Consider the following 26,366-nt stretch of genomic DNA (forward strand, 5'->3'; position numbering starts at 1 on the left):
ATTGAGTTTTAAAGGTGTGCCAGGCGTTTTACCCGCAAAGTACCGCACTGCCTGCCGGGTCAAGTGCAATCAGACCGGCCAGAAGCTGGTCCATCTCAGGCTGAAGCCGTGACTTATCGGTTTCACTGCGGGCGGCTTTCATGCGCAGCAGCCTGAGACGGCGAGATTTCACTTCAAACAGCAGCGCCGGTGTCCACTGCGTAAGGGTGATTGATTCCGCTGCACCATCAAGTTCACCCAGCAGATGCAGCGCCAGTTCATTCCTGCCCTTCTGCTCGGCCACGCGAGCCATCAGCAGACGCAGCAGCCATTTATCTTTCGTGGAGTCCGTACCCGGGCGTGTCTGCAGCCAGTGGAGTGTGGCGTCCAGACCGTCAGTGTCCGCTTTCTCCAGCGCTTCCGGTTCGAGTGCCAGGATATCGTTATCCGCCCCGCTCACGGCACTGACCGGTTCATCGCGCCAGCCGGACATTTCGTCCAGTACGCTCTGGTTTATCCAGTTCAGCGTGACCTCATCGGCAAACGGCGTACCGTCATTAAACGCCAGCGTTTCAAGTCCGGTGAGACGGCGCAGCAGCCCTTTCAGATCAGCAATGATGATGTCGGCCAGCACATCCTGCCCCGACTTCATCAGGGCCTGATGGATATACCACTGTAAATCCAGCCAGAGGTGATTGGCACCGCGCGAGAAGGTACTGTCCGCCTGCTCCAGTATCTCAAGCCAGCTCTGCTGCAGATACAGACGTTTGAGCATTGCCCGCTGGTCAGCCCGCGGCGGTTCGATGCGCGTTTTTCCTTCGGCATCCGGTGCCGGAATAGCTCTCAGCGTGTCATGCCGCAGACTTTTCATCAGCCGGTGTGCGGCAAGCCAGCCATCTGGTTGTTCGCGCAGATACCCCGTCAGGGTACGGGCCTGGGCCAGTAAATCCTGACCGGACGTGATGCGGCTCAGAACCGGTGCGTCATATTCTGTCGTGTGCGATGAGATCGATGGCTGAGACTTGTCGCTTGCATTCTGAGGCACCACGGCATCCACGCCACCAGCCTTCATCAGACGAGATTCCAGCGCACTGTACAGTGCGTTCAGCTCCGGCCGTGACGCCTCCGGCTCTGTCTCCAGACTGTCGCGGATGAGCAGCAGCGCCCCCGTCGTGCGCTGAGCATCGTCGCGTACGACTTCCGGCCAGAGTGACAGGCTGTCGAGCAGACGAGAGCCAGCGAGCCATTCCAGCGCCGGTTTACGGCTTCGCTCACGCTGCGGATGAAGTTGCGCTCCGTAGCGCTGCAGTAATCCAGCCAGCAGCTCAAGCCCTTCGGCAAAGCCGGTTTCGCCGTCCTGATGCAGCCGCGCCCAGCAGTAGTAGGTGGCAATCCGGATATCTTTGGTAATAGTAGTCAGCAATTTTTCGGTAAGCGTGCATATCAGCCCGGTATCGATGCCGGAAAGTTTATTGACCTCCTCCCGAATACGCTGGAAGTCATCGTCATATCCCGGATCCTCTCCCGTCAGAGAGGTATTACTGACTGGGGCAAGCCAGGGCTGCCAGCTTTCCGTGCGTAACTGCGCCTGCTGTCGCAGCAGGTTTTCATCCGCCTGACAGGCAGTAACCAGATTCCTTAAAGAGTCCATTATTCGGTTCCGTCCATATCACTGTTATCCGTGTTGGCCATCAGCGCCTGAGCCGTAGCCGCGCTGTCGACACTGAATATCTGATCCGGCAGAGTGAAGCCGCGCAGTGCCAGTAACGCCAGCGGCCCGCTGCCCAGCTGTGAACGCAGGACCCACTGTAGGGTTCGACCATCCGGAGCGGTGAAGCTCATCATCCACTGGCTGCGGTCAAGCTGCTGGCGCTTGCCCTGGTCCAGCCAGCGAATAAAGCCCCAGGTGCCGCTGTAATCGCCGAACAGACGCGCGCCCGCGCTGGTTGAAGTCCAGGTAAGCATGGTACCCGGTTTGTAGGTGTCACCAGGCCAGCGGAAGGACTGCCAGTCAGCCATCTGGTTGAAGTAGTGCAGCTTTTGTCCATCAACTGTCAGCTGCGTCTCCACCACCTGTGGTACAGGACGCGCCTGCAGTTCAAAGGTAATGCCCTGACTGCCGTCGGTAAACAAAATGTCCGACAGCTGGCTCAGCTGATTAACCGCCCGCAGGAAAGCCGGGTTAAAGTTCAGTCCCTGGCTGTTGACCTTATCCGGCACCCACTGGCTGCCTTCCTTGTGCAACACGCCGCTAAGCTCTGTCGTCAGGAAGCGCTCAATGCGTCCACTGTCCTTACGCACAAATTCAGCCAGCATCGGAAGAGATGTATCACTTTTGCTAACAGCAAACGGGAAGCGCCCGTCAAATGCCGTGTGCCAGTTCACCACCACAGAGCGGCTCCACTTGTCATTCAGGCTCGCCGCCGACGGTTGAAGCACGGTTTCCCAGGCCTGAGCCAGCGGCTGCACAAACATCGTGCTGCCAAAGCCACTCCACTCTTCGCCAAGGCTTGCCGAAATCAGACTTCCGTACTGCTGGGTGTCGGTCAGGTCCACGCTTTTGCCCTGGAATACGGTCTGCGCCAGAGTCTGCATCATCTCCTGCGGGTCAGAGGCGCTGGCCACCTGCTGCAGGCGCAGACGCACGCGGGTGATGCGGGTCAGATACGTCTGCAGGCTCAGGGAGTTGTCAGCCGACATGACGTTGCTGCCTTTGTTTTTACCCATCAGTGTCAGTAGCGGTCCAAAGGTTTCATCCAGCGGCCCCTGCGGGCCTGAGGCTGACTGATCGATCACCGGTTTATCTTTTCCCCCGACCAGGTCTTTTGCCGACTTGATGAGGGAGTCTGACAGCCCTTCACTCTTCTGGCCGGTCTGTCCCTGCCAGGCAATGGTGTTCATCAGGGCAATCAGCGGCGACTGGCGGACATCACTCATCAGCGTCAGCTGGTCAGTAACGTCTGCAATATTGTTCGCCGGATTAAGGCGCAGACTGTTGAGGAAGCTCAGCCAGCTGCCGGCAAAGTCGGTGAAGTAACGTTGCGTCAGACGCGTTTTCAAGGCTTCCGGCGACAAATCTGAGGAAACCGCTTTTTGGCTGTCGCTGAGCACCCAGTCAATTTCATCCCGGCGGGAGTTGGCGGCTTTTTCGATAGCCTGCTGAATGCCTCCTTCCCAGGCCTGACGGGTGAACATACCCGGCACCACTTCATCGGTGGTAAACAGGCGGCGGGCATCGGTACCGCCGGTCATGTCTTCCAGGGACACATCGGCAAAGTTACGGCGTACGGATTTGAGCATATTCTCATACAGCGTGCTTTCCGCATTGCGCCGCCCTATCTGCTGTAAGAGAACCTGACGGTTCTGACTGACCAGCTGCGAATCCGGCGTGATTTTCCACTGTGGCTGCTCTGGCAGTTCGGCGATGTAGAAGGCCCACAAATCCGGCGACAGGCTTTGCCACAGGCCGGTTGAGATGCCCATTCGCGTCGGCTGCACGGTTTTCATGGTCTGTGCGTAGAATGCGCCATCGGCTTTATCCGGACGGGCCATCATCAGCCAGGCTTTCAACTGGTCATAACCTGGTTTCGCCAGCTGCGCCCGCTGGTCGCTGTTGGGTGCAGAGTTTGCCAGAGCGTTGAGCTTCTGCTTAAGCGCCTCATTTGCCGGGTCGCGTATCAGGCGGTTGTTCGCCACGCCGTACCAGGGCAGCATGGCGTCGAGCAGTTGCTGGTTATGATCCAGACCAAAGCGCTGATACCACGGCGTCCCCTCCTGAACATGGTGCTGCAGCCGGCCGGCATCATTACGCAGGGTATGCAGGGCCGTCAGCTGGTAATCCGATACGGAAGGGTGCTCCACCAGGGCATGAGCCTGCTGCGCAACAGAAACTATCTGTGATCGGTTAACGGCAAACGACAGCAGCGTCCCCGCCCCCCAGACACCGATAAGGGCCATCAGCATCCAGGCAAGCGTCTGTTCCCACGCCATACCGACACGGCGGCCACGTAGGCGGGTGCAATCGTCGATAACGCCCTGCCAGCTGGCCGGGAACGTCAGCGCGTGTTTATGCGAAGGAAGCGATGCTACTTTAAGGGCTTCGGCGGAAGGCTCTTCTTTTCCGTCCAGGCTGAATACCAGCCCACGCAGCGGCACCCGCTGCTGTGAACTGAACAGCCACGGCGTCAGCCGGGCGGCCCAGCCTGGGCTGGCCCCTTGCTCAAACTGCTGCGCCAGACGCAGTAAAAAATCGTAGCGGTTGTTATCCGCAATTTGTGACAGCCCCTGCTCGCGCAGTTGCGGCAGCAGGCTATTGAGCTGAGCCGTCACCTCGTCCGGTATCGCCCGCAGCGGCAGCGTCACGCCGACAGCCTGAGGCTGACGCGCCGCCTGCGACCATGCGCTGTCGCACAGTTGCCAGAGATAAACCGGGGCGGAATAGCGCAGCGCCTCGCTGATTTTCTCCAGACCGCGAAGATCGTTGTCGCTCATTTGCGGGGTAAGGTTCTGGCCTTCGCCTATTACCCGGACGATACCGTCCAGAGGACGGCCACGACGCAATTTGCGAAGTGAGGCATATTTTTCCGCGTCGATATCTGCCGCAAGGCTGCCACCGTAAATCAGGACCGTACGGTTACCTTCCTGCCAGTGGCTGGCCTGCAGGTTGGGTACTAACTGATTGATGCCAGTTTCGTCGCCGGTGACGAGCAGGAGACGGACTTTGTTGCGCCAGAAAAATCTGTAACGAATTCGAAGATGATTTTTAAGACTGGAGAATAATTGACCACTGTAACCGCCCGCAACTGAGGAAGGAGCGAGCTTTTCCCCTGACACCTGCGGCTTATAGACAGCCTGATTTCTTCTCTGCTTCCATCGCCACCAAACAGGTGAGCCAATCAGGCCAAAGAGTAAAACGGCAAACACAGTTCCCCAAATCGTCCAGATTTTTTGAGTTGAAATCCCAAGGTTGTTCAAACTCTCCTGATTGATAAAAATTAAAAATGCGATTATCCCCGCCAGACCGACAATCAGAAGAAAGTACCCCCATGAGCCATAGCGTGCATTTGGTATTATTTTTCGTTCGGTCATGCGTAAAGCTCCCTGGCAATCAAGCAAAGTGTCCCTGTTTTCTGCGGCGTCTGATTTACCAGCAGTTGATCCTTACCCGTTTTATTGGCGGCCTCGGCCAGCATCGCAAGGGAAAGTGGCAAGGCCATCTCTCCGGGAGGTCCAAAGGAGAGATCGATAGAATGCAGAGGTCTTTTCTCTGGCAGCGGCCAGTGATGAAGAGTTGCATATTGCATTATTTCTGTAGCAGATTTCTCAGCCGCTCCCAACAGCCAAACGTATTCCAGACTCTGCTTATCGGGCTGAACATATTCGAATAACATATCTAACTCATTGCTTAGCTTACCCTCTTCCAATGGCATCGTACGAGTTATGCCAGCGATAACAGGCAATGAATGCTGATGAGCATAAGCAGATGACGTAAGGAGCTGAGCAGAAATAAACTCACTTGACTGCCCGCTGCGCCGATGAGGCCAGTCCTGAAGACAAAGCATTAATATCAGCCCGTCAAAATTCTTTTCATCATAGAAAGAATCTATAGTCTTCATGGAATAAATTAAATTGGGAATGAGATCCCATTGTTGAGAAATTAACTCAATGCGTTTTTCGTCAATCAGTTCTGGCGACTGGTAAACATAAACAGAGTGCAGGGAATAACGATATCCGGGATGTTGCAACTCCAGCTTTCTGTCTGTTTCCTTCATAAAATCTTGAAAGCTATGCTGGGAGTTGAATAATGGACGAGCTTTTTTAGGAAATGCAGGAACCTTTTCCAACTCGTCCAATAGTGCCTCCATTCCTTTCTCTTCCGGAGAAAACAAAACATTACCAACTACGGCCAGCTGCTGTCGACTCCAGTTGCGCCATTCAGCTTTGGTTTGTTCCCTTTCGAAATCCCATGCCCGTCTAGCTGCGACAGACTGCTCGTAGCGATTAAACAGCACCCCGAATAAGCATAACCAAATCAACAATGCAGGGAGAACACCATAGAAGAAAACTTCAGCATAAGTTGCCTTATTCCAGATCCATAAGCTGAAAATAGCACCCACTATTAACATCAGTACCAATACTATAATCCAGAACCAGAACTTTGGTGGTGGAAAAGATTTTTTATCAGGTATCTCAGGTATAGGCCATGCCATAGTAAAACTCGATATTTGTATGTTTTATTAAAGACTAAAAAAGAAATTAAAAGAATCATGCACAACGTTCCAGATTAAATGAATGTCATGCTATTCATTAAAAAATCAAATAAAAGAATAACCATGCGATATTTTAGAGTTAGCTCTGTAGCATTTCATTTTTCAGAGTCCGCCATTCTTTCCTGTAAGTTATTTTGAGAATAGACACGAGCAACTTATGCTTACATTTTGCGGCAAAACTCTTTTTATTCCTATAGTCGCAAATATCAATCCATAAAGATTTTTTATCAAACCCGCTCCATACAGAAGGTGCAGGCGTCAGGAGGTTGGTGTAACAAACAGGGGCAACCCATTCAAACAAAATTTCTTCAACTATAGCGACAGGGAATTTTTTTGCTATTGAGGAGATATATTTGAAATCAACTTCGTTATCTACAAATATATCTGATAGTACGCCACACAAATTGAAGTAAACTAGTTTATCTTCCACGTTGTGAACTCCTCAATTTCCTCATCCAGACTATCAGCGACTACCGAACCAACTATACCACCTGCAGCGCTACCTAATAAAACTAGTGCAATTGCACAGACCGGAGCTCCCGGCCCGCAAAGTGGCGCTACGGCGAGCCCTGCTAACCACCCACCAGCGACACCACCACCAATTTGCACCCCCTGTTTTATCGCTTCTTTAGGTTTATTTTCAGCATTTAGTATTTCATAGGTTGCCAGTGACGCCGTTATTAAAACACCAACCTTTCCCATTACCTTTAGTCTTTTGTTTGATGCATTAAATTTAGGATTGCCTCGTGCAGATGACTCAATAATTTCGTAATGAATAGAATTTCTCTGCTGTGCAGTTAACTCTTTAAAAGAACGTTCGAATTTTTTAAAAGCATACTTATCGTATAGGTCATCTAATTTTGGGGGGGTTTTTTTATGCTTTTCAGCAAATGACAATCCTGTTGATGAGGTGTATTTTCTGTGCTCCTCAAGAATTTTGTTTCTCATCTCATAGCAAAATTCAGAAGCTTCTTTTACCGTTATTTTCCTGGCTTTAACCATTTCCTTTACTTCTAATGTAACTCTTTTAATATTTGATGTGTAACTGGTCCTGACATTGGCATCGTTGATAGTATCAGTAGAAAACTTGATAGCGGCGCCCTCAAGAGCCGCAATTGCATTATCCAACACAGGGGATTCCAACTCATGCTCTTGCCCGGCCTCATACAGACCTTTAATGATCATATAGTCCATTAATCACCCCATAATATTCTTCAATAGTTGGCTGGTCAAACTTTCACAAACGCTGTTATCATTACCCGGACTTTCAATTTCAACAGAAATACAGGATCTGGCAGAAACAGAAGGAATATATACCTTGTTATTTTCATCGAACATCCCTTTATGTACGCTGCCATCATCCATTGTCAAACGATAATTAAGGCCTGAATAATTTTCAGTTTTTGGCAAAGCAAAGCTTATCCATAAATTATCCACTACAGAATTAGTCTCTGTAACAGTGGAGATTGTTTTTTCCAATCCCCCTGCATCATCCCTGGAGTAGCTATCCGGAATACCGGGGATAAATTTCGCGTGACATGGGCAGGAACTAAAGCTATCAAGTGACCCCGCCAGAACCTGGCCTCCATCGAATGTATCCGCAGCTCCGCCTAAGATTTTGTACGTTCCCGGGTGCTTACCGCAGTTAACCATATCTCCTTCTCTGGCAGCAGAAACGCCATACCATTGAAATGTTGGATCGCCGGTAAGGATCTTCCCACCACAGGTGGTGCTATCACCGACTCTTAAAAAATAACCGACACTCATTGCGCATCCTCTATTTTCAAATATTGTGGATGTATACGGAAAGCATGACTAATTTTACCAGCGCTACTTATAACGAAGGGAATTCACTAGCCTATCCCAGATTTCAATCATCTGCGCTTCGCTGTAACGCGTTTTTTTATAGTCGCTGGTGAGTCCAATACCAAACCTTGGCTTATCTGCTGTAGCATCACGCTCATTGGCTTTAAAATCAAAATCATAAAATGTATTCTTCTCATCCTGCCCCGTCGCCAGATTTCTGATGATTTGGGCACCACCAAATAGCCATGACTCCGCCGGAATACCGTTCGGTGAGAGCGCCACTTTCTTAATGGTGTACTGATTTGATGTTTTAAGTGCCTCATTAATTTGCGCACTACGGTTAAACAGGGTGTCTCCCGCCCCCTTAATTGTGTTATCCATATCGACACCAAAAATAAAATCATCATTTTCATACCGAAATGTGAGACTTTCTTTATGCTTTCCGCCATCATCCCGGATAAACCCATTCGGAATACACACACCTTTAGCCGACGGAATGTCCTCATCTTTTCTTCCGCTAAGCCGTGATATCAGAGACTGCAGGGCGGCCAGTTTGGCTGGCTTGGTATTTGCGTCAGCCTCAGCAAACCCTCTGGCTAGATATTTAGTTTTTTTCTCGCTGTGCTTCTTGTCTGAAAAATCACGGATATCTGTAGTAATCACAAAGGCTATCATGCCTGAATAAACATGGGCCTCCAGCTGCCTGTATATATCAGGAGTACCCGACTCATTATGATCAAAAATTGCTCCCTTGCCATCAGGAAGAAGAATAACCTCTTTTAAAAAAGGGGCGTTTTCAGGTCTGTTACCTGGTTTATTAGTGGCATCACGCAGCGCCTGCTCTCTTAGCTGCATCCGCTGTTTAAATGCAGGCGGATAGAGAGGTTTACTTTCAATTTTAAAATCATCGATAAAAATCATATCGTGAAGCTGATTATTAAACGACTCGGGAACGTCAATCACATAGTGCCCGATGCACTGTGGTTTGGTTTGCGCAAACAAAGTATTTATCACTGGACTGTCCTTCTGCACTGGCGTGGATGCCGTTACAGGGGTAATACAAAGCATCCCGGCAGCCACAAACGCTAAGGCCATACGTACACAAATACATTGCATGGTGAGAACTCCTTTCAGTACGTCTGGCGGGCTCTTCGGTAGAGACGAAGTGCAACGCCAGGCTCCATCTTGACCTGTCATTTATAGCGCAGGGAATTTACCAGTCGGTCCCAGATTTCTATCATCTGTGCTTCGCTGTAACGCGTTTTTTTATACTCGCTGGTGAGTCCAATACCAAACCTTGGCTTATCTGCTGTAGCATCACGCTCATTGGCTTTAAAATCAAAATCATAAAATGTATTCTTCTCACCCTGCCCCGTCGCCGGATTTCTGATGGTTTGGATACCACCAAACAACCATGACTCCGCCGGAATACCATTCGGAGAGAGAGCTACTTTCTTTATGGTGTACTGATTTGAGGTTTTAAGCGCTTCGTTAATTTGTGCGCTACGATTAAACAGGGTGTCCTCAGAACCAGGATATTTATTGTTTGTATATATACCTAAAATAAAGTCGTCACTTTCATAACTAAATGTAATTTTTTCCAGATGCTTTTCGCCATCATCCCGAATAAACCCATTCGGAATACACACACCTTTAGCTGACGGAATGTCCTCATCTTTTCTGCCGCTAAGCCGTAATATCAGAGACTGCATGGCTGCCAGTTTGGTGGGCTTAGTGTTAGTTTCCATCTCGGAGAAACCAGCATTGAGATATGTTTTTTTCTCCTCCTCATACTTAGCAGCAGACAAGTCTAAGATCTTGGTAGTAATAATAAATGCAACACCATTTACATAAACATGCGCTTCCAGATGTCGGAATGAATCCGCAGAGCCTGAATCATTTCGATCAAAAATCACGCCTTTATTGCCCTGCAGTTGAATAATTTGTTTGATGTAGGGTGCATTTTCTGGTTTATTCCCTGGTATAGTTATTGCCCCATTCAGCTCTTGCTTTCTTAACTGCACCCGCTGCTTAAACGCGGGTGGATAGAGCGGTTTGCTTTCAATTTTAAAATCATCGATAAAAATCATATCGTGAAGCTGATTATTAAACGACTCGGGAACGTCAATCACATAGTGCCCGATGCACTGTGGTTTGGTTTGCGCAAACAAAATATTTATCACTGAACTGTCCTTCTGCACTGGCGTGGATGCCGTTACAGGGGGAATACAAAGCATCCCGGCAGCCACAAGCGCTAAGGCCATACGTTCACAAATACATTGCATGGTGAGAACTCCTTTTCAGTACGTCTGGCGGGCTCTTCGGAAGAGACGAAGTGCAACGCCAGGCTCCATCTTTACCTGTCATTTATAGCGCAGGGAATTTACCAGCCGGTCCCAGATTTCTATCATCTGTGCTTCGCTGTAACGCGTTTTTTTATACTCGCTGGTGAGTCCAATACCAAACCTTGGCTTATCTGCTGTAGCATCACGCTCATTGGCTTTAAAATCAAAATCATAAAATGTATTCTTCTCATCCTGCCCCGTCGCCGGATTTCTGATGGTTTGGATACCACCAAACAACCATGACTCCGCCGGAATACCATTCGGAGAGAGAGCTACTTTCTTTATGGTGTACTGATTTGAGGTTTTAAGCGCTTCGTTAATTTGTGCGCTACGATTAAACAGGGTGTCCTCAGAACCAGGATATTTATTGTTTGTATATATACCTAAAATAAAGTCGTCACTTTCATAACTAAATGTAATTTTTTCCAGATGCTTTTCGCCATCATCCCGGATAAACCCATTCGGAATACACACACCTTTAGCTGACGGAATGTCCTCATCTTTTCTGCCGCTAAGCCGTGATATCAGAGACTGCAGGGCGGCCAGTTTGGCTGGTTTGGTATTTGCGTCGGCCTCAGTAAACCCTCTGGCTAGATATTTGGTTTTTTTTCGCGGTGCTTCTTGTCTGAAAAATCACGGATATCTGTAGTAATCACAAAGGCTATCATGCCTGAATAAACATGGGCCTCCAGTTGCCTGTATATATCAGGAGCACCCGACTCATTATGATCAAAAATTGCTCCCTTTCCATCAGAAAGAAGAATAACCTCTTTTAAAAAAGGGGCGTTTTCAGGTCTGTTACCTGGTTTATTCGTGGCATCACGCAGCGCCTGCTCTCTTAGCTGCATCCGCTGTTTAAATGCAGGCGGATAAAGATGTTTACTTTCAATTTTAAAATCATCGATAAAAATCATATCGTGAAGCTGATTATTAAACGACTCGGGAACATCAATCACGTAGCGCCCGATACACTGCGGTTTGGTTTGCGCAAATAAATTATTTATCACTGGACTGTCCTTCTGGACTGGCGTGGTTGCCGTTACAGGGGTAATACAAAGCATCCCGGCAGCCACAAACGCTAAGGCCATACGTACACAAATACATTGCATGGTGAGAACTCCTTTTCTGTACGCCTGGCGGGCTCTTCGGAAGAGACGGAGTGCAACGCCAGGCTCCATCTTGACCTGTCATTTATAGCGCAGGGAATTTACCAACCGGTCCCAGATTTCAATCATCTGCGCTTCGCTGTAGCGCGTTTTTTTATACTCACTGCCGAACCCAATGTTAAGATTCGGCTTATCCGGTGTGGCATCGCGCTCATTAGCATAAAGCATAAAATTATAGAATGTGTTCTTTTCATCTTTTCCCGTTGCCGGATTCCTGATGATTTGGACACCACCAAATAGCCATGACTCCGCCGGAATACCGTTCGGTGAGAGTGCCACTTTCTTTATGGTGTACTGATTTGATGTTTTAAGTGCCTCATTAATTTGCGCATCACGGTTAAAAAGGGTGTCTCCCGAACCCTTAATTGTGTTATCCATATCGACACCAAAAACAAAATCATCATTTTCATACCGAAATGTGAGACTTTCTTTATGTTTTCCGCCATCATCCCGGATAAACCCATTCGGAATACACACACCTTTAGCTGACGGAATGTCCTCATCTTTTCTGCCGCTTAACCTTGATATCAGAGACTGCACGGCCGCCACTTTGGCTGGCTTCTCATTCATTTGAGCCTCGGTAAAGCCAGCTTTAATGTATGTCTTTTTTCTTTCTCTATATTTAGGGCTGGATAAATCAAGTATTTCCGTCGTAATAATAAAAGCTGTCGCATTTACAAACACATGTGCTTCTAAAACTCTTCCGAGGTCATCTTCTCCTGAAATATTCCTGTCAAAAATAACCCCCTTACCATCAGGCAACTCAATTTTTTCTTTTATAAACGGTGCATTTACAGACTCATTTTCAGGCTTATTTATAGCATCACGCAGTTCCTGCTCTCTTAACTGCACCCGCTGTTTAAATGCGGGTGGATAGAGCGGCTTGCTTTCAATTTTAAAATCATCGATAAAAATCATATCGTGAAGCTGGTTGTTAAACGACTCGGGAACATCAATCACGTAGCGCCCGATACACTGCGGTTTGGTCTGCGTAAACAAAGTATTTATCACTGTATTGTCCTTCTGCGCTGGCGTGGATGCCATAGCCTGGGCAATGAGAAATATACTGCCCGTCATAAGAGATAACGCTGTAAGCTGCCGAATAGCATTCATGGGATAGGGATCTCCTGAACCATTTTCACAATGGCCCTGAGGGTAAACTGCAGGGCTGGCCTGTCTTTTATATCCTTTAGGCTGCTGACGTCGTAGGCCCCCTGGTGGTCCACACTGGTCGCCAGAACGCTTTTGATTTCGCTGTTACGACATATAGAGCTCAGCGACTCTACCGGGACTGTGCCATCACCCGGCGTTTTTGATGAGGTAACCTCATACATTTGAGAACGATTAAAAGGTAGAGGGATCTCCCGGTAATTATTAGGCAATTGCCTGTCACTCTCATGTATATTTTTCGGATAGGTGATCGAGGTTTTTCGCCACGCCAGGGTGCCGTCGGAGGCGATTTTATGGCCGTAAAAAGCATAAGTATTTGGGTGATAGCCTCTACTATCCATGAGAGAAATAAACTTGCGGACAGGCTTATCAACTAAACGTACATAGTTAGTCCAGTTACTCTGACTAACTGCCTCATCCATATCTATAATGTCGGACTCATACAGGCGGTACCAGAGAGTTTTATTCAGATAAATTTCACCGAAAGGATCCCGGGTCTGCGGCAATTTAATATCACTGCCGTCTTCGCCAGCCCCTTCCACGGTCAGCCAGGGAGTCCCGGCAAGGTATTTCGCCGAGGGCAAGAGCTGAAGCGGTGCGGGAGCCCTGGCCAGGACCGGCATCAGCTCTTCTGCCGTATTGCCCAGCACGGCCCCGGCCATGCCTTCCTGTTTTGCGCCAACCTTCATGCGGCGGTACGCCGCCGGCGAGCCAAGGTCGGGGATCACCCCATGAACTATTCCCAGAATTTTATCTTTTGCTCCGCTGACCTGGGACGCATAGCGCGCCACCAGCCCGCCCATGGAATGGGTGACGATAATGACTTTTTCCTGTCCGGGAGGAAAAGGCATGCCGTGTCCGCAGTAATTGTTATAGAGCTTTATCGTCCTGTCGATAAAGGCGACCAGCCCTTCCGCCGAGGTTTTATTATCCTGCAGCCAGTTATAGCCATAAACGTGAACCGGGATTAAAAAGTTCTGAAAATGGTTCAGTTCTTCCTGGGTCAGGACAGATTCACCGGTAATTTCGGCATCTTTTCCCCCAGACAAAGATTTGCCGACTAGCTGGCTTAGTACACCCTTTTTATCAGGCGCTGATTTGCCGTAGTTAACAAGATCCTGCTGCCAGTCATCCAACAGTGCACCTTGTAAAACACTCAAAAATTTACCGTAGCTGAAGGATAAAACCTCCCCCCAGCCCCGATCCCGGCGGGTTGTAAATAATTTCCCATCATCGGAAATCGGAGAATAGATGGTCTGGTTAATATCCCCACGGTTATCCACCTTTGTGGTGTCGGGATTAAGTAATTTTCTTCTACGATCTCCGTCTTTTCCCGCCCATTTAAGAAATACTCCTCCCATACTATCGCCACGCCAAATATCTTCGGTTTGAGAGGCTTTGTTTGACATCAAATTAGTCCCCATCACCCCGGGAAGGAAGATAACGGGGATCGCTTTGACAGGCGGCTGAAGCAAAACGGCTTTAGCATTCTCTGATTTTTTTTGATTCTGTATGTCGGGCCAGTAGACCTTTCCACTGTCATCCCATTCTGGTTTTATACAGGTTATAGAGCGGCTACTGTTATGACCTGTGGTATTTTCATTCACCATAAATTCCGTCCTTTTTCCGTTCAGGAAAATACTTTTCAGAAAGACATTCGGGGCAATCAACCTTGTGCTTTCCCCGAAGATATGTTCCGAAATAACAGAGCGCCTTATGTTTTATCCAGCAAAGAGGCGTTGAGAGAATCGACATTTACATTATTCTGCACCGCAGTGGTCCCTGAAGCGGAAGTCGCTAAACTTTGCTGCGTGCCATCCCCGCCTGTTAAACCCAGCTTCAGACCGGCCACCGGCGAGTCATCCGATAATCTTCTGACTTCAGGCGTTATGGCAAAATCAGTGTTTTCCCAGCTCTGCATCGCCTGGCTCATACTTTGCCCGCCAAACTTCTGCCATACTGCTGCCCGCTGGATAATTTTGTCCGGTGCAGCGCACTCCACGGTACCATCAGCAATACGGATATAACCGCCTCCGCTGGTGAGAATGATTTCCTGCTTCGCGCTGATGACAAGCTTACCTTCGCTGCTGCTGATGCGGATATCTTTCAGCGCATCCAGCGTCATCTCATCGCCCTGCGCCTGTATCTCCACCTTCCCCTGGCTGGCAAACATTTTGATACCCAGCTTTTGGGCAAATAAACTCACCCTCTCCCCGGCCGCCACGGTGAATCTTTTCAGTGCGCTGAAATCAGTATGTTTACCGCTGGTACTGATAACATTTTCACCCGCTGACAGCTGCACACTTTTGGGCGTGCTCTGGGCAATGCCCTCCGGAGCAGAGAGTAATAACGCAGATTGCTTCAAACCGGTAAGCGTTTGCTGCAGCAGAGCCTTCTGAGCCTGGATATCAGCCAGTTCGGCTTTGGCTGTTTCAACTGCACCGCTCAGGGCCTCGGCCTGGTTCAGGGCCAGTTGCAGTTGACTCAGCGCAGCTCCCATCTCCAGCACCTGCCCCTGCGCCTTTGCCTGGCCGTCAGCACTGATAAAAATCCCTTTCTGCGCACGGATGGCGCCCCAGCTGTCGGTTCTGAGCTCAAACCCCTCACCTCGCTGTTGTTTTTCGCTGTCAACTAAGTGGCCGAGATTCAGCTGACTCTTGCCGCCGTACTCCGTGCTGACCTTGATATGCTCTTTTCCGCGCTCGTCGTCGAGGCGGATTTTGTTGTTCGCAGGCGTCCGCAGCACGTTACGTTTGTAGTTGCGGATGGTGACGTGGTCACCGTGCGCCGAGTCGTGCAGCACACCGGAGATGTACGGCCTGTCCGGGTTACCGTCCTCAAAGCCAATCGCCACTTCGGTGCCCGCCAGCAGCGGCAGGTGCAGGCCGTAGGCGTCTCCGGCATACGGGCGGGACTGACGTACCCACAGGCTCTCGAACCCGGTCTCCCAGTTATCCCGGTCGAACAGCATGCTGACGCGGTAGCGCCCGTCTTTGTCAATATGCCCGTAGGTGTCATTTTCGGTGGTGCTGGTGACGCGGGCCGGTAACGTACCGGCCATCACCGGGCGTGAACCTGGCTCCGGGCGGAAACAAACATCCGTGCTGTCCGGGATGCCCTCAAACCTGACGCCAAAATCCTCATCACGCCGCGCATGGCTGTGCATCGCCGTGACAACCACGCCCTGCGAAAATACCTCGGCCACTTCATAACCACCGGTGACTTTCACTACCTGCCCCGGAGAGAGGGTCGGACAGCTGGTGAAGGCCCGGGTCTTCGTCTGGCCATTCAGGTAACGCTCGTGACGAATGCGGGCATAGAACGCGCCGGATTCCGGGGCCGGGTTACGGTCATACACACTTCCCTGCGTCAGATAATTATCGCCGTAATGATAGGCCTCACCACAGGTGGTGGCATCCCCGCCGGTCGCGTCCACCAGGGTGTTCATGTCCTCCGTGGCCTGACGGTAGTTGTAGTCGCGGGTGCTGACCTGCTTCTGCACCACGTTATGACGGCTCTCCATGTCCCATACTGAATCCACGCCCTGCGAGTGCTGCCCTGACGGCGGCACCGACGGCAGCGTCAGGCCTTTCTCATACCCCTGCTGGCTGTCGTAAAATTCCACCACGTCGATGTTCAGCCGCGTGTCGGTGGTGAAGCGGAACCAGATGCCGACCTCACCCAGCAGGCGGGTGATAAAGTGCAGGTCGTTCTCACCGTACTGCATCACCTGCTCACGCCGTGGATACTCTCGGGTGAGCGAAAACAGAAAATCCTGGCCGCGCATGCCGTGGCGCTCGCGCAGGATTTTTTCCACAATCTGCGGGACGGACATGTCCTGGTAAATGGCGTTCTGGTGCGAACGGCTTAGCAGCGCCAGACGCGGCTCAAGCGTTACCGCGTAGCGGGTTTCATCTTTTGAGGTGCTGAGGCGCTCCAGACCGCTCACCACCCCCTGTATCACCCGCACCGGCTGCTGCAGCTTAATGCCGTAACCCTGGTCAACCGGGGCCTGCAGCGTCAGCGAACCGGGCTTCATCAGCATCATCTCTTTGCTGATGGCATGCTCAGCGCTGGTGAATTCAATACGGTAGCTGAAAGGTTTACTCAGGGCTTCATCGCCCTCAAACGCCAGCACATCAAGCCCGGCATCACAGCCCTTCACCGAAAGCAGGTGATGGCTGTGGCTGAATTGTAGCGGAGGATTACTGCTCATGCGTGCGCTCCCTGTGTCCGGTCAAACTCCAGCCCGATACCCTCTTCCTCACTCCAGTTGAGGTGTAACGACTGTGGTTTCTGTCTGGCGGCCATGCGGGTCAGCAACTGCTGACTCAACACCGGCAGAATTTGCTGGTTAAGCAGGCTGTCGACGTTGCGCGCGCCGGTATCCGGCAGCAGGCAGGCGGCCGTCAGCACGTCATACAGGCTCTCATCAATATGCGTGCTCAGGCCATAGTGACGATGCAGGCGTTTACTGACCTGCGCCAGCTTCATTTCCACGATGGTGCGCATGGCCGCTTCCGCCAGCGGCTGGTAAATCACGGTCTGGAAGCGGGCCAGCAGCGCGGGCTGGAAGTGGTCACGTAAAATCGGACGCAGCAGTTCGTGAAGATCGCCTTCGGTGGCATCCGGCTGTTCATCCAGCAGCTGCATCAGGTGGTCGCTGCCGAGGTTGGAGGTCATCAGGATAACGGTATTACGAAAGTCAATTTCACGCCCTTCGCCGTCGCGCATAAAGCCGCGGTCGAAAACCTGATAGAACAGGTTCATCACGTCGCGGTGCGCCTTTTCCACTTCATCGAGCAGCACCACGCTGTACGGACGCTTGCGCACGGCTTCGGTGAGGATCCCGCCCTGCCCGTAGCCGACATAGCCCGGCGGCGAGCCTTTCAACTGAGATACGGTGTGCGGCTCCTGGTATTCGGAGAGGTTAATGGTAATCAGGGATTTTTCGCCGCCGTACAGCACATCCGCCAGCGCCAGCGCGGTTTCGGTTTTACCCACACCGCTGGGGCCGACCAGCAGGAACACGCCCTGCGGGCCGTTCTCGGACGTCAGGCCAGTTTTGGCGGCGCGCAGGCGCTGGGCCATGGCTTCAAGCGCCACATCCTGGCCGACCACGCGTTTACCGATTTCGTTTTCCAGGGTCAGCAGTTCTGTCTGTTCGTCTTTCATCAGGGAAGACAGCGGCACACCGGTCCAGTCGGCGATAACGTTGGCGACCGTGCGGGCATCCACATCTACCTGAACCAGCATATCTCCCTGCTGCACCTGCTCCAGCTGTTGTTGCAGGTCGGAAATTTCAGCCTGCTGGCTGATATCCTGCCGGCTGGCCATCAGCTGCTGCGCCAGCGCCTTTTCGTTGCTGAAACGCGCCTCCTGCTCCCCGATACGTGCTGTCAGTTCAGTCCGCTGCTGCTCAATGGCCCCCAGGCGATCGCCATGACTGTTGCTGCCGGCGGCAATATCTTCCAGCAGCGCCTGCTCTTCCAGCGCCAGTGCGGTCAGCTGTGCTTTCAGGCGCACAATTTGTTCTGGCACGGTATCGAGGCCCATCCGTACGCGCGCAGCGGCAGTATCCAGCAGGTCAACGGCCTTGTCCGGCAGCTGGCGGCCGGTCAGGTAGCGACGCGACAGCGTGACCGCGGCGCGAACCGCGTCGTCGGTGATGTGCACGTTATGGTGCTCAGCGTAGCGGGATTTCAGGCCACGCAGCATCAGACAGGCGATGTCGTCGTCCGGCTCGTCCACTTTCACCGTCTGGAAGCGACGTTCCAGCGCCGCATCGCGCTCAAAATACTGCTTGTATTCAGACCAGGTCGTCGCGGCAATAGTGCGCAGTTCGCCGCGGGCCAGTGCCGGTTTCAGCAGGTTGGCGGCATCCGCGCCCCCCGCCTGGTTGCCCGCACCAATAATGGTGTGGGCTTCGTCGATAAACAGCAGGATCGGCACCGGTGACTGCTGCACCGCATCGATGACGTTTTTCAGGCGCTGCTCGAACTCGCCTTTCACGCCCGCCCCCGCCTGTAACAGACCGAGATCAAGAGTGCGCAGGATGACTGGTTTGAGGGATTCCGGTACGTTGCCTTCGGCAATTCTGAGCGCCAGCCCTTCGACCAGTGCGGTTTTACCCACCCCAGGTTCTCCGACCAGGATCGGGTTGTTTTTACGACGACGGGAGAGGATGTCCACCATCTGGCGGATTTCCGTATCACGACCGAACACCGGATCAATCTTGCCTTCTTTCGCTTTGGCGGTGACGTCGAGGGTGAATTTATCCAGGGCGTTCTGCAGCGCCGGGTTCAGCTCACCTTCTTTCAGTTCTGCACCGGCCGGGCGGCCAACAAACTCCACCTCACTACCGTGATCCTTTACCAGTTCAGCTTCAAGTTGCCGATCCGGACGCTCATCAGATTGGGCATCCAGCAACGGGCGCAAACGTGAAAGCTGGCTCATCCCGAGCGTCAACAGGGGCCACAGACCGTCACAGCGTGCAAGTCGCGGGTTTTCCGTCAGCGCCATCAGCAGGTGAACGCTGCGGATACTCTGCTCACCTGCCAGTGAGGCCAGCATCCAGGCTTCCTGCATTAGCTTCTGAATATCGGCGGATAACTGCGGGCGGCGGCGTACCGAACGAGGTTGATTATCCAGCCAGCCGAGCAAATCCTGCCACAGTGCATCCATATCCCACTCGTAGCGGCGTGCCAGCACCGTCAGGTCACCTTCCCCCTGTTCGAGCAACTTCAGCAGCCAGTGCTCCGGCAAAATTTTCGCATGGGCACGGGTCTGGCAGAGTGACGCAGCACCTTCCATCGCACGGGCACAGTAAGGGTTCAGACGTCGCAACAGGATGGCTGGATTTTCCATGAATCTCTCTCTTTGTCGGTTCCTGGACACGCTACCGCCCCTCGCTGTTTCCCGTGAGGGAGACCAAAGCGCATACGGTCGGGCTGGCAGTTTGTGGGTTTCTTTACTGAAAGCCCATTTCGGACAGGCACTCAGCAAAAAACTGCGGACAGGAAACCCTGTCCGCATCGGGCTTACGCGGTGGCGCGTTCGTTCCAGGAATCGGAATGAATGATGTTGCCGTCCTTGTAGGTCCAGGTGATTTTTTCGTAACGCAGTTCTACGCGCTCAAGATGGTTATGCTTCTCTTTGGAAGGATCCTTGATGTCATACATTTCAGGGTTCACTTTCACCACTTTCACGTTTTCCAGTTTGGTGTTGAAGTACTCCACCTCCTGACCCGCATCGTTGATTTTGTACCACTTGAATTCCGCAGACTTGAGGGTCTGACCGGTAGTCACTGCCTTGTACAGGTACGGGCTGGACGAATCGATTTCTTTGGTGAACAGGAAAGGCGTGTGAATACGGGTGCCGGTCAGCTTGCCGGTGTTATTATCGGTCGGGATGTACAGGTTATGCTCCTGAGCCACCACCTCGATGCTGCCTTCACGATCCTGAACGTCCACAGAACCTTTAATGTCCGCGCCGCCGTCGTCTTTCAGCCAAAGATAAACAGGAATTGCCATGGAATTACTCTCCATTGTGTTGTGATACGTCATCATCCTGCGATGACGCTTTGGAATTGCCTGGTATCTGGCAAGCATTCGCCTGCGGTACCAGACTGATTTCGACACGGCGGTTAAGCGCACGCCCTTCCGGAGTGTCGTTGGTTGCGACAGGACGGCTTTCGCCATAGCCCTGCACTGCAAAACAGCTTTCCGGCACGTCGCCGGTGTCACGCATCCAGTCGCGCACCGCTTCAGCACGCTTCAGGGACAGCGTCTGGTTCAGTTGCGGATTGCCGGTGTTATCGGTATGCCCGGACACGACAATCAACCAGCCCGGCTTCGCTTTGATGCCGACCAGCGAATTCACCAGCATTCTGGTGGAGCCCGCTTTCAGCACAAACTTGCCAGAATCGAACAGCGACATGCTGTCGAGACGTACAATTTTCGGTACCGGTTTGGGTTTCGGTTGCGGTTTGGGCGGCGGTGGCACATACGAGCGGATCGCTTCCAGCACAGGCATGCGCAGACGTTCCCCCTGATACAGGCCCAGACCCAGTCGGATCGGCACGCCATTGCGCGCCAGGTCATCCAGCAGTGCCGCATCGTCACGCAGGACGGCAACAGCGTCGGCCTTCGGGCCGAAATCATTCATCGGAATACGGTCGTAGCGTGCAATATCGAAGCTCACGCGTTGCAGCAGCTGGTGATTGTTCCAGCCACTGCTGAGCAGCGAAGCAATGGACGCCAGGGTGAAGATCCCGAGCGCCCAGCGCCAGGTACGCTCACGCGGCGTCAGGCCTCGCCCTTCCGGCAGCAATGGCAGGATAAAATCCGGGAACGGGGAAATAACCGTACTGTCCGTTCCCACTGGCTGCCAGCCAGACACCTGCTGCATCGCGGTGTGACGGGACAGCCACGTCGTCCAGGCCGATGTGGCCAGGCTTCCGGCCAGGATTGGTCCCATTCCCCATAGCACCACGGCAGGTGCTATGACCGGCACATCGGGGTTCTCATCCATAAAGACGGTTTTAACGTGCTGATGGAACCAGCTCATCAGGCTGTTCATCAGCACCTGCTGCTGCATGGCAGGCGTTCCGCCGGTGGTGACCCATGCAGCGATTGAGCCTGGCACTGAACACTCGCGCCAGACCCTCACCCCTTCACCCGGGATAGCCGCCTGCCAGAGCATGTCATTCGTCATCGCGCTGCCGATCTGACCATTCAGCACCAGCGGCACACCGTGACCGGTTTCTTTACGCAGCTGGCTGATTTGCCAGCGCAGGCTCAGCAGGCGACTGGTCAGTGCTCCACTGTCAGCATGTTTCTGCGGGCAGACATTGACCATCACCGACAGCTGTCGTTCCCAGTCAGGACGCAGCCACAATATCTGACGGGCGACCTGCTCCAGATCCTGATGGTCCTCCACGCGGATCCAGCATCCCTGCGTGACGGTCAGTACTGGCGACTGATGCGGCCAGGCCAGCGGCAGATCGCCACAGACCAGCACCACAGGCTGACGGTAAGTAGCTTCAGGCAGATCATCCAGACTCAGACAGATATCGTGCTTCACGCGACGACTGGCGGCATACCAGAGCACCACGATAAGCCCCAGTACCATCAGCAGAACGAGCACAGAAACCAGACGGGAAGCCGGCAGAAACCCCAGGCAGACCACTGCACTCAGCAGGGCGGCCCACAGCACAAGCACGCGCTGTTGTGCAGAACTCATTTCACGGCTCCCGGCAGCAGGGTCAGCAGCGTCTGATCCAGCCAGCGATCCAGTCCCCACCATAGTGCGGCAACCACCACCACGCTCAGGCCAATGCGTACAGGCCATGATGCCAGCCAGCCGCCCATTCCTCTTCCTGCACGACTTTCTGCAAGAACGGGATGGGTTTGTGGATAGCTGAACGGCGTGACATACTCATCAAGCGCATTAATGAGTTTCTGGCGCTCCGGATCGTTCAGGGAGCGGAAACTACCGAGGAACCCCAGCATCATGACCCGCTGGAAGCAGGTCACAACGGCGTGGTCTGGAGCCGGTTCACGCAGCACGTCGCGCATCCGATCGCACAGGGTATCACCGGCGTCCATGGTGCCGAGGAAGTGTCCCTGCAAGGGAATGTCATACCACTGCAGGCAGGCGTCATCCTCCACACCGCGGCCTTTAACTGCCTCATCAAGCAGAGCACATTGTGCAGTGAGAATATGCCGGCAGCTGGCTTCATCAAGTTCGCTCGCTTTCAGCTCATGCTGTACGCGCTCCACATCGGCAATGCATCGCTCCCACAGCGTACGCCCTTCTCCATCCTGGAAAGTCGGACCGTGACGCAGGCTGATCGCCTGCAGCCAGGTGTCCTGCAAAAGGGCATCAATATCAATGGACGCGGCGGTGCCGCGTTTAGGCTCACTCATGTTCTCAGTACCGCAAAGAGTTCAAGTTCAGGCTCGCCGAGCATCCCCGGGACGTAAAACATACAGATCCCACCCTGAAGCATTTCAGTGGTCAGAGGATGAGAAACATCAAGGCTGAAGTACTGGTTTTCCAGACGCAGTGGAATAGCTGCCGGCACATGACGCAGTGGCGTCAGAGGCACACCCACCCGCGATGAATTGACGATACTTCTGACATGGTCGGGACTGCCGACCTTGCACTGGCGCGGGAACTGCTCCTGCAGCTGTGCCACCGACATAGGTGAACGCACAGAGAGGTAGTAATCTGCCCCTTCACGCAGACGCGGGTCATGCAGACGAGCCTGCCAGAAGTGAAGCCGGGCATCATGCTCAAGCTCAATCGCTACCACCCGCGACGGCAGGCTGGCTTCCAGCAGGTCGCCCAGTAAATCAAACAGCGGTGGGAAGACATTATTCAGTTGCTCATGCTGCCAGACCGGTATTGCATTCACCTGGTGCTCAAGCGAGAAGGTCAGCAGGCTGCCCGCCAGACGTGCCAGTTCAGGATACAGACGTTCAGGGGGACTTTGCGGCTGACGCTGAAACTGACCCAGCACGGGCTCGGCACTGTTCAGGGCATTGAGCAGCCAGAACAGGGACACATCAGCCACGGCGAAGTCAGCCATACGCTCATTGCTTTCACGGCGCATTGCCATCAGACGGCTCAGGCGCGCCCGCAGTTGGGTCAGCAATTGTTCCAACTGGGTCACCAGCCAGCGGCTGCCCTGTAAAGCCAGCAGTGGCGGAATGTACCCCCCGTCAAGAACCCAGCTCCCCTGTGAATCCTGCTGGAGGCGGGCAACCGGACAGGTCAGATAATCGCTGTTGTTTTGATGGGCAAAACGCAGGGTCAGTTCTGGCTTCATCACCGCAATCTGGCGGGTGTCCTCCCCAAAGGCGTTGCGCACATCCCGCCAGCGCTGGCGATAGCGAACAGGGCGCTCAGCCACCTCATCGGGTTTCAGGCAGTTACCGCCGTTAGCCCGCAGCAAAGGAAGTGCCAGCACCACCACAACCTCATGCGATTCACTCTCAAGTGATAACACGGGTGGCAGGTCGTCAGCATTGTCTGTATCAATCAGCGTACCGTCCTGAAAACGCATATGCAGATGACGGGCCTGCAGACGTCCCAGCTTCAGTGCTTCCGGTTCGAAAGTGGCTTCAATCACTCCCCAGGGATGGGAAAGACCCAGTCGGGCGATGCATTCTGCAGACCAGGCCGCATATGCGACCTGTTGCTGGAAGTGCTGGGGAGAGACCATTATGCCCCTGCCCCATAACGGTTGTTCCGTTTTCATCGGCTTCCTGCCTTACGTTACGATTTCGCCTTCGGCATCTGGGAAACCAGCGACAGGTTGACGTCCATCCCTTCCACCTGGAAGTGCGGCACTGCAAACAGCTTCACGCGGAAGAAGCCCGGGTTATCCTCAATATCTTCCACGACAACTTTCGCATCACGCAGCGGATGCGATGCCTGCAGCTCGTCGCCCGGATCGGTCATTTCGGTGACCAGACCGCGTACCCAGGTGTTGAGTTCGAGCTCAAGCAGACGGCGATCCTTGGTGGTACCAATATTTTCACGCTGAATGAGCTTCAGGTAATGGGCAATACGCGACAGCAGGAAGATGTAAGGCAGGCGCGCGTTGATGCGGCTGTTAGCGGTGGCATCAGCCGTGTCGTACAGCGCCGGTTTCTGGGCAGAGTTGGCCGAGAAGAAACAGGCGTAATCGCGGTTTTTGTAGTACGACAGCGGGATAAAGCCCAGATTAGCGAATTCAAATTCGCGGGTTTCGGGGATCATCACCTCAGACGGGATTTTCACCTGGTTACCGGTGCCCAGGTCATACAGATGGATCGGCAGATCTTTTACCGCCCCACCCGCCTGCGGCCCACGGATCTGGACGCACCAGCCGTTATTGATGAAGCTTTTAACCATGTTTGAAGCGAAAGAGAACGACGCGCTGGTCCACAGATACTTCTCGTGATCGGGGCCTTTCACCTGCTCAACGTAGTTGAAGCTGCGCACCGGTACGGTATCGGGACCGTATGGCAGACGTCCGAGTACGCGCGGCATTACCAGCCCGATATAGCGTGAGTCGTCGGTGTCACGGAACGCTTTCCATTTGATGTACTCGGCGCGATCGAAGTAGTTGCCGATATCCTTAATGGAGGCGACCTCTTCCATATTTTCCTTCAGGAAGAAGGCCGGACCGACAGCACCGATAAACGGCATATGCGCGGCGGCAGAGACTTTCGAGATATTGCGCAGCAGCGCGATGTCCTGCGGGCTGGCATCAAACTCATAGGCCGAAATCACGGAACCAATCGGCTCTCCGCCAGGGGTGTCGTACTCGGCGGTGTAGGTATGCCAGTACAGGCCGCTTTGTACAAGCTCCGGCGCATCTTCAAAATCCTGGCGCAGGTCATCTTTGGACACGTCCAGAATTTCGGTTTTCACGTTCTGGCGGTAGTCGGTGTTGTCCACCAGCTGCTTCAGGCCGCGCCACAGAGATTCTACTTTCTGGAACGCTTCATGGTGCATCACCGCGTCCAGTTGGCGACTGATCTGGTAATCCAGCTCCGCGATATGGTGATCAATCAGCGACTTATCGAGCTTTTCTACCTGCTGACCGGATTTGCGGATGCAGTCCATAAACACCTGCATCGCCGCCGTGAGGCGTTCACCAGCCGGCGCATCGGACAGCGCCGCATCGTCCAGAAACGAATTGATATCGCCCAGGCTTGAGGCCGGGGTCAGGTTGATTTTGTCAAACAGGGAGGCGTATACGCTCTCTTTTTCACGTAGTGTGGTCTGCCCCTGAACGGAGGCATTTTCAGTATTTACAGACATCAGCATATTCCCGATTAATCCATTAAAAGACGAGCACCGCTTATTTCGGCGCCAGAGCACTCATTTCGTCGCGTAATTCTTGAGACAGCGCCGGGTCTTTAAGAATTTTCTCTAGTTCTTTTCTGAAAGTGGCGTTATCAAGAAGATTGGATTTGAGATCCCGTAATAAGTTACGCATGGCAAGCATGGCGCGAAGCTGTGGGATCTGACGGGCGACCTGCTCCGGTTCGAAGTCTTTAATATCGGAAAAATTCAGTTTAATAGCTTCCTCAGAACCATCGTCAGTCAGCGTATTCTTCACACTCAGATTTACTTCCGGGTTAAATTCCGAAAGTACACTATTGAAGTTGTTTTTATTGACGTTGATTTTTTCCCTTTCGGATAATGGTCGGTTCTCTTTGCCATTACTGAAATCACCGACGGTGAGAAGTTTAAGCGGCAGTTCGACTTTCTTCTGAGCACCACCCGTATGCAGGGATAATTTTAAATTAATGCGCGCCTTGGGTACTTCATTCTGGAACGTATCAGCCATAGCAGTCCCTTTCCTTGAGGAATGATTGTTGAGTGAACGACGTTTGTTTACGCATGCATAATAGAGCAATGAACCAACCAAGATCAACTTTACAGATCAAAGATCTACGTTAGGAATTTTCGTAAGTGATTTATGCCAAAAAGGAGTAATGAAAGCACTGTCTAACGGCTTCACCATGGCGTAATTAAGCCATCTTTAGCCGACAAGGTAGTTTTAAAATCGGCGGCCTGAAGAAATAACAGATTTATTGTTGGGTTAACGTATTTTATTGATGAAAATC

Annotated in this window: 20 protein-coding genes; all 20 read right to left on the minus strand. The window is 52.5% G+C overall.

The window, feature by feature from the left end:
* Nucleotides 1-28: 28 nt before the first annotated feature.
* A complete protein-coding gene (gene tssA / locus ACWHWP_RS15895) occupies nucleotides 29-1,630 on the minus strand; it encodes a type VI secretion system protein TssA (protein ID WP_063428824.1) in 1,602 nt (533 codons plus the stop codon).
* Nucleotides 1,630-5,067, minus strand: a complete 3,438-nt coding sequence (locus tag ACWHWP_RS15900; protein WP_447855985.1) for an ImcF-related family protein — start codon at nucleotides 5,065-5,067, stop codon at nucleotides 1,630-1,632. The genes tssA and ACWHWP_RS15900 overlap by 1 nt, the downstream gene beginning before the upstream one ends.
* Nucleotides 5,064-6,188 (minus strand): hypothetical protein, encoded by a 1,125-nt coding sequence (locus tag ACWHWP_RS15905; protein WP_447855986.1) that lies wholly within the window; start codon nucleotides 6,186-6,188, stop codon nucleotides 5,064-5,066. The genes ACWHWP_RS15900 and ACWHWP_RS15905 overlap by 4 nt, the downstream gene beginning before the upstream one ends.
* Nucleotides 6,189-6,327: 139 nt before the next feature.
* Complete coding sequence (locus ACWHWP_RS15910) at nucleotides 6,328-6,678, minus strand: DUF7079 family protein (RefSeq protein WP_447855987.1); 351 nt, start codon at nucleotides 6,676-6,678, stop codon at nucleotides 6,328-6,330.
* Entirely contained in the window at nucleotides 6,663-7,442 is a 780-nt protein-coding gene (locus ACWHWP_RS15915; protein ID WP_447855988.1) for a hypothetical protein, read from the minus strand. Before ACWHWP_RS15915 ends, ACWHWP_RS15910 begins: the two co-directional genes overlap by 16 nt.
* A 3-nt stretch (nucleotides 7,443-7,445) precedes the next feature.
* Nucleotides 7,446-8,015: a PAAR domain-containing protein gene (locus ACWHWP_RS15920; RefSeq protein ID WP_447855989.1), complete on the minus strand. Its 570-nt coding sequence runs from the start codon at nucleotides 8,013-8,015 to the stop codon at nucleotides 7,446-7,448.
* 63 nt (nucleotides 8,016-8,078) lie between these two features.
* Nucleotides 8,079-9,170: a T6SS immunity protein Tli4 family protein gene (locus tag ACWHWP_RS15925; RefSeq protein ID WP_447855990.1), complete on the minus strand. Its 1,092-nt coding sequence runs from the start codon at nucleotides 9,168-9,170 to the stop codon at nucleotides 8,079-8,081.
* A gap of 77 nt (nucleotides 9,171-9,247) precedes the next feature.
* On the minus strand, nucleotides 9,248-10,339 hold the full coding sequence (locus ACWHWP_RS15930; protein WP_447855991.1) for a T6SS immunity protein Tli4 family protein: 1,092 nt from the start codon (nucleotides 10,337-10,339) through the stop codon (nucleotides 9,248-9,250).
* A gap of 78 nt (nucleotides 10,340-10,417) precedes the next feature.
* Complete coding sequence (locus tag ACWHWP_RS15935) at nucleotides 10,418-10,873, minus strand: T6SS immunity protein Tli4 family protein (RefSeq protein WP_447855992.1); 456 nt, start codon at nucleotides 10,871-10,873, stop codon at nucleotides 10,418-10,420.
* Between the two features lie 116 nt (nucleotides 10,874-10,989).
* Complete coding sequence (locus ACWHWP_RS15940) at nucleotides 10,990-11,508, minus strand: hypothetical protein (protein ID WP_447855993.1); 519 nt, start codon at nucleotides 11,506-11,508, stop codon at nucleotides 10,990-10,992.
* Nucleotides 11,509-11,586: 78 nt separating this feature from the next.
* The gene (locus tag ACWHWP_RS15945) at nucleotides 11,587-12,678 is read right to left on the minus strand and encodes a T6SS immunity protein Tli4 family protein (protein ID WP_447855994.1); all 1,092 of its coding nucleotides are present in this window, start codon (nucleotides 12,676-12,678) and stop codon (nucleotides 11,587-11,589) included.
* Nucleotides 12,675-14,345, minus strand: a complete 1,671-nt coding sequence (locus tag ACWHWP_RS15950; protein WP_447855995.1) for a lipase family alpha/beta hydrolase — start codon at nucleotides 14,343-14,345, stop codon at nucleotides 12,675-12,677. The genes ACWHWP_RS15945 and ACWHWP_RS15950 overlap by 4 nt, the downstream gene beginning before the upstream one ends.
* A 104-nt stretch (nucleotides 14,346-14,449) precedes the next feature.
* Nucleotides 14,450-16,951 carry a type VI secretion system Vgr family protein gene (locus ACWHWP_RS15955; RefSeq protein WP_447855996.1) on the minus strand — a complete coding sequence of 834 codons (2,502 nt, stop codon included), beginning with the start codon at nucleotides 16,949-16,951 and terminating at the stop codon, nucleotides 14,450-14,452.
* Nucleotides 16,948-19,602 carry a type VI secretion system ATPase TssH gene (gene tssH / locus ACWHWP_RS15960; RefSeq protein ID WP_447855997.1) on the minus strand — a complete coding sequence of 885 codons (2,655 nt, stop codon included), beginning with the start codon at nucleotides 19,600-19,602 and terminating at the stop codon, nucleotides 16,948-16,950. The genes ACWHWP_RS15955 and tssH overlap by 4 nt, the downstream gene beginning before the upstream one ends.
* A 173-nt stretch (nucleotides 19,603-19,775) precedes the next feature.
* Entirely contained in the window at nucleotides 19,776-20,267 is a 492-nt protein-coding gene (hcp, locus tag ACWHWP_RS15965) for a type VI secretion system effector Hcp (protein WP_023325816.1), read from the minus strand.
* A 4-nt stretch (nucleotides 20,268-20,271) separates the two neighbouring features.
* Nucleotides 20,272-21,978 carry an OmpA family protein gene (locus ACWHWP_RS15970; protein WP_059312032.1) on the minus strand — a complete coding sequence of 569 codons (1,707 nt, stop codon included), beginning with the start codon at nucleotides 21,976-21,978 and terminating at the stop codon, nucleotides 20,272-20,274.
* A complete protein-coding gene (gene tssL, locus ACWHWP_RS15975) occupies nucleotides 21,975-22,664 on the minus strand; it encodes a type VI secretion system protein TssL, short form (protein WP_059312031.1) in 690 nt (229 codons plus the stop codon). The genes ACWHWP_RS15970 and tssL overlap by 4 nt, the downstream gene beginning before the upstream one ends.
* Complete coding sequence (gene tssK, locus ACWHWP_RS15980; protein WP_059312030.1) at nucleotides 22,661-24,001, minus strand: type VI secretion system baseplate subunit TssK; 1,341 nt, start codon at nucleotides 23,999-24,001, stop codon at nucleotides 22,661-22,663. The genes tssL and tssK overlap by 4 nt, the downstream gene beginning before the upstream one ends.
* A gap of 17 nt (nucleotides 24,002-24,018) precedes the next feature.
* On the minus strand, nucleotides 24,019-25,554 hold the full coding sequence (gene tssC / locus ACWHWP_RS15985; RefSeq protein WP_447855998.1) for a type VI secretion system contractile sheath large subunit: 1,536 nt from the start codon (nucleotides 25,552-25,554) through the stop codon (nucleotides 24,019-24,021).
* Between the two features lie 40 nt (nucleotides 25,555-25,594).
* Nucleotides 25,595-26,086: a type VI secretion system contractile sheath small subunit gene (tssB, locus tag ACWHWP_RS15990; RefSeq protein WP_063428854.1), complete on the minus strand. Its 492-nt coding sequence runs from the start codon at nucleotides 26,084-26,086 to the stop codon at nucleotides 25,595-25,597.
* Nucleotides 26,087-26,366 lie beyond the last annotated feature (280 nt).

The organism is Enterobacter sp. WI-ESBL-E8 (assembly GCF_053364895.1).